We start from the raw sequence: 3,448 nt of genomic DNA on the forward strand, positions 1-3,448 counted from the left end.
GTGCGGGCCGCCGCGGAGGCGCTGCTGGAGGTGCGCGCCGAGAACCCGGCCCGGCTGACCCGGCTGGCCTGGCAGCTCGGCGGCAACCACGTCCCCGCCGAGATCGCCGCGGACGTGCTCTACGTCCCGGCCTCGCCGGCCAATGCCGAGCTGGTGCGCGGGCAGGGCTGCACCGCGAGCCCGGTCTCGCGTCCGTTCCGGCCCGAGCAGGCCGCGCACGACCACAGCACCTGCGGGCACGATCACGGCCATGACCATCACGGGCATGGTCACGATCACGACCACGGGCATACCCACGCACACGCCGACGATCACGCGCATGATCACGGGCACGCCCACGGCCCTGACCATCACGCGCACGACCATGCCGGGACGCATGACCATGCGCATCCCGCGCACGTCCACGGTCCGGGCTGCAGCCACGACCATTAGGGCCGCCCGCCCCGGGAGCCGAAGCGCGCCGCCGACCCAGGGGCGACTTCGGCGGGCTGCACGAAGACGTCCTGCCGACCCCGCTCTGTCGCAGAGTCGCGTCCTCTTGCCCGGGATGCACAGCATCCGACAGCGGGTGCTCGCCCCCTCCCGATCAGCCCCCCTCCAGTCCGCCGCCCTTATCCTCAGGTGTCAGCCGAGCGGGCCTCCCTCGTTCGCACGCGGGCGAGGTTGGGCAAGACCGGCCAGACAGGCTCCGACCTGGATCGTGCCGTCTGACCATCCGGGGAAGTCACGCCACGGGCCCCGCAACATTCGCGCGGGTGCGGGCAGAGTCTATCCCGCCTTAATCTATGTTTGGGCCGCGGCCGAACATTGCGACAGGTCTTTCGAACACCGGCGTCGATCCTTCGCGTGACGGCTTTCGATTCATCTTCTCCCCGGACGACCTGTCGCAGGCGGGAACAGCGACCTGAAACCGGGGTTGCCCGAGTCCCGACCAGCGGGCGCCCCCTCCCGGGGCGGACCTGCGCAGATACGGGCTACGGAGCGCATGCAGTTTCCCCGCGACGACCAAGAGCATCCGCGTGCCCAGGCCTTCCGCGACTTCATTCGAAATCCACCGTTCCCCTGCGTCGGCGCCAAGTCGGCGCTGTCGCGCGGGCGCATGAAGATCGTCGTGGCCCGGGACATCACCTCGGGCTGGGACGACATGCGCATCTACCCGGCCCTGCTCGCCTTCGTGGCGCGCTACCGGGAGGCGCCCGACCTGTTCCAGAGCTTCGCGGTGGTGTTCGAGGGGCCAGGCGACCTGTCCGAGGAGGCGTTCGAGCAGAACCTGTGGGCGCGGGCGCAGTCGCTGACCGACAAGGATGCCTGGCTCGGCCAGCCCCACGACGCCCGCGTTGCGGACGATCCGGACAACCCGCACTTCTCCCTGAGCTTCGGCGGCGAGGCGTTCTTCGTGGTCGGCCTGCACCCGAACGCGAGCCGGCCCGCGCGGCAATTCTCCTCGCCGGTACTGGTGTTCAACCTGCACGCCCAGTTCGAGCGGCTGCGGGCGGAGGGCCGCTACGAGAAGCTGCGCGCCTCGATCCTGGAGCGCGACGAGGCCCTCGCCGGCAGCCTCAACCCGATGCTGGCGCGCCACGGCGAAACCTCCGAGGCACGCCAGTACAGCGGCCGCGTGGTCGGCGAGGAGTGGCGCTGCCCGATGCAGGGCCGGCCTGCGGCGCCTACCGCACCGGCCACGGACGACTGGCACCCGCTGGCTTCGCCGCGCGACCTCACCGTCCCGACCAGCGGCGCCTGAGGCGCCACCGGATCGCGGTGGCGCCTGCCGCGTTTCCAGCCGGACCGAAGCGGGAGCGGAGACACCATGGACCGAGCGGATGTGCAGCAGATCGAGCCGCGCTCAGGCGTCGCGTTCACCCTGGACCGGGGCCAGCGGCTGACGGTGATCGACCCGCGCGGGGAGCAGGTCGCCGACCTCGTCGCCTACAACCGCCACGATACGGGTGAGGCGATCTCGTCCGGGCGGACCCTCGACTATGCCAGCCGGATCTACCTGACCACCGGAGACCCGCTCTACTCGAACCGCTCGAACGTGCTGCTGCGCATCGTCGAGGACACGGTCGGGCGCCACGACTTCCTGCTGACGCCGTGCTCGGCCGACACGTTCCGGATCATCTACGGCGATACGGACCCGCACCGGGGCTGCTTCGGCAACCTCGCCGCGGCTCTCGCTCCCTACGGCATCGCACCCGACGCGATCCCGGTGGCGTTCAACTGCTTCATGAACGTGCCGATCGACGGGACGACCGGGGCGCTCACGGTCGAGCCGCCGTTGAGCCGGGCGGGAGACCGGATCGTGTTCACCGCCGAGACAGACCTGATCATCGGATTGACCGCCTGCTCGGCGCTGCAATCGAACAACGGCAGCTTCAAGCCGATCCACTATCGGATCGACGCATAGGGCACACAACCTCGCCGGAGAGGGCAGATCTTCCGCGAAGAGGTTCGTATTATTTTCTTGTAGATCTCTTGATCCCGCGCGATCTTCGCGTGGGATGGCGATCGAATGTGTGTCCGGAGACTTGTCGAGGCTGGGAAGCGCATTCAATACGCTGTCGATACCCGGCGTGGACCGAATCTTTACCAATCCCGTGTCAAACCTTCGCCCCGGAACGGTGCCGTGGGGTCCGGGCCGCCGCGGGCGGTGCCGCCCCCGGCGCCGACAGCCCCCGACGGCCTTCACCCGTCCCGTTTCCGGTGCCCCGATGACACGCTCGCAGACCGACCGCTCGCCCGAGGGCCACGCCGCGCCCCGGTGGAGCCTCTCGAACGTCACGCTGCGCCACAAGCTGTCGGCAGTGATGGCCCTGGTGCTGGCGGCGGTCGGCGCCCTCAGCGGGTTGAACTACGTCGACACCCGCTCCTCGGCGCTCGAGGACCGGGCGTTGATGACCAGGACCCTCGGCGACGTCGCCCAGAGCCTGCTCGCCCATTACGAGGCGCTGGCCTCCGCTGGCCGGATGCCGGTCGATCAGGCCCAGAAGGCCGCCCTCGACGCGGTGAGCGCCCTGCGCTTCGGCAAGGCGGACTATTTCTTCGTCCTCGATTCGGATGGGCGGCTGATCGCCAACGCGTTCAACGCCAAGAACGTCGGCAAGGTGGTTCTGGAGCAGACCGACGTCCCGGGCGGGAAACGCTACTTCGCCGAGATGGTGGAGGTCGCCAAGCGCGACGGTGCCGGCTTCGTCGACTACATGAAGCCGCGCGCGGGCGGGACAGAGCCGGTCGAGAAGGTCGCGAGCGTCCAGATGTTCAAGCCCTGGGGCTGGGTCGTCGCCGCCGGCCTCTATCGCGACGACGTCCACGCGGCCGTGCGCCATCGCGCGCTGACCAATGCGCTCTGGTCCGCCGGCCTGGTGCTCCCGGTGCTCGCCCTGCTCGTGCTCATCGGCAACGGCCTGTCGCGGCCGATCGTGCGCCTGACCGCGGCGATGCGGGGGCT

At 69.8% G+C, this 3,448-nt stretch carries 4 protein-coding genes; all 4 read left to right on the top strand.

Annotated features, from left to right (window positions below; genetic code table 11):
* Positions 1 to 432: urease accessory protein UreE (locus tag FV228_RS23900; RefSeq protein WP_147856844.1), on the top strand; the 432-nt coding region annotated here is incomplete at its 5' end.
* Between the two features lie 553 nt (positions 433 to 985).
* Positions 986 to 1,744 carry a guanitoxin biosynthesis heme-dependent pre-guanitoxin N-hydroxylase GntA gene (gene gntA / locus FV228_RS23905; RefSeq protein ID WP_147856845.1) on the top strand — a complete coding sequence of 253 codons (759 nt, stop codon included), beginning with the start codon at positions 986 to 988 and terminating at the stop codon, positions 1,742 to 1,744.
* Between the two features lie 66 nt (positions 1,745 to 1,810).
* Positions 1,811 to 2,407: an urea carboxylase-associated family protein gene (locus FV228_RS23910; protein WP_147856846.1), complete on the top strand. Its 597-nt coding sequence runs from the start codon at positions 1,811 to 1,813 to the stop codon at positions 2,405 to 2,407.
* A 304-nt stretch (positions 2,408 to 2,711) separates the two neighbouring features.
* A partial coding sequence (locus FV228_RS23915) for a cache domain-containing protein (RefSeq protein WP_187277884.1) occupies positions 2,712 to 3,448 on the top strand: 737 nt, incomplete at its 3' end.

The organism is Methylobacterium sp. WL18 (assembly GCF_008040015.1).
In the GTDB taxonomy this organism is placed as follows: Bacteria; Pseudomonadota; Alphaproteobacteria; order Rhizobiales; family Beijerinckiaceae; genus Methylobacterium; species Methylobacterium mesophilicum.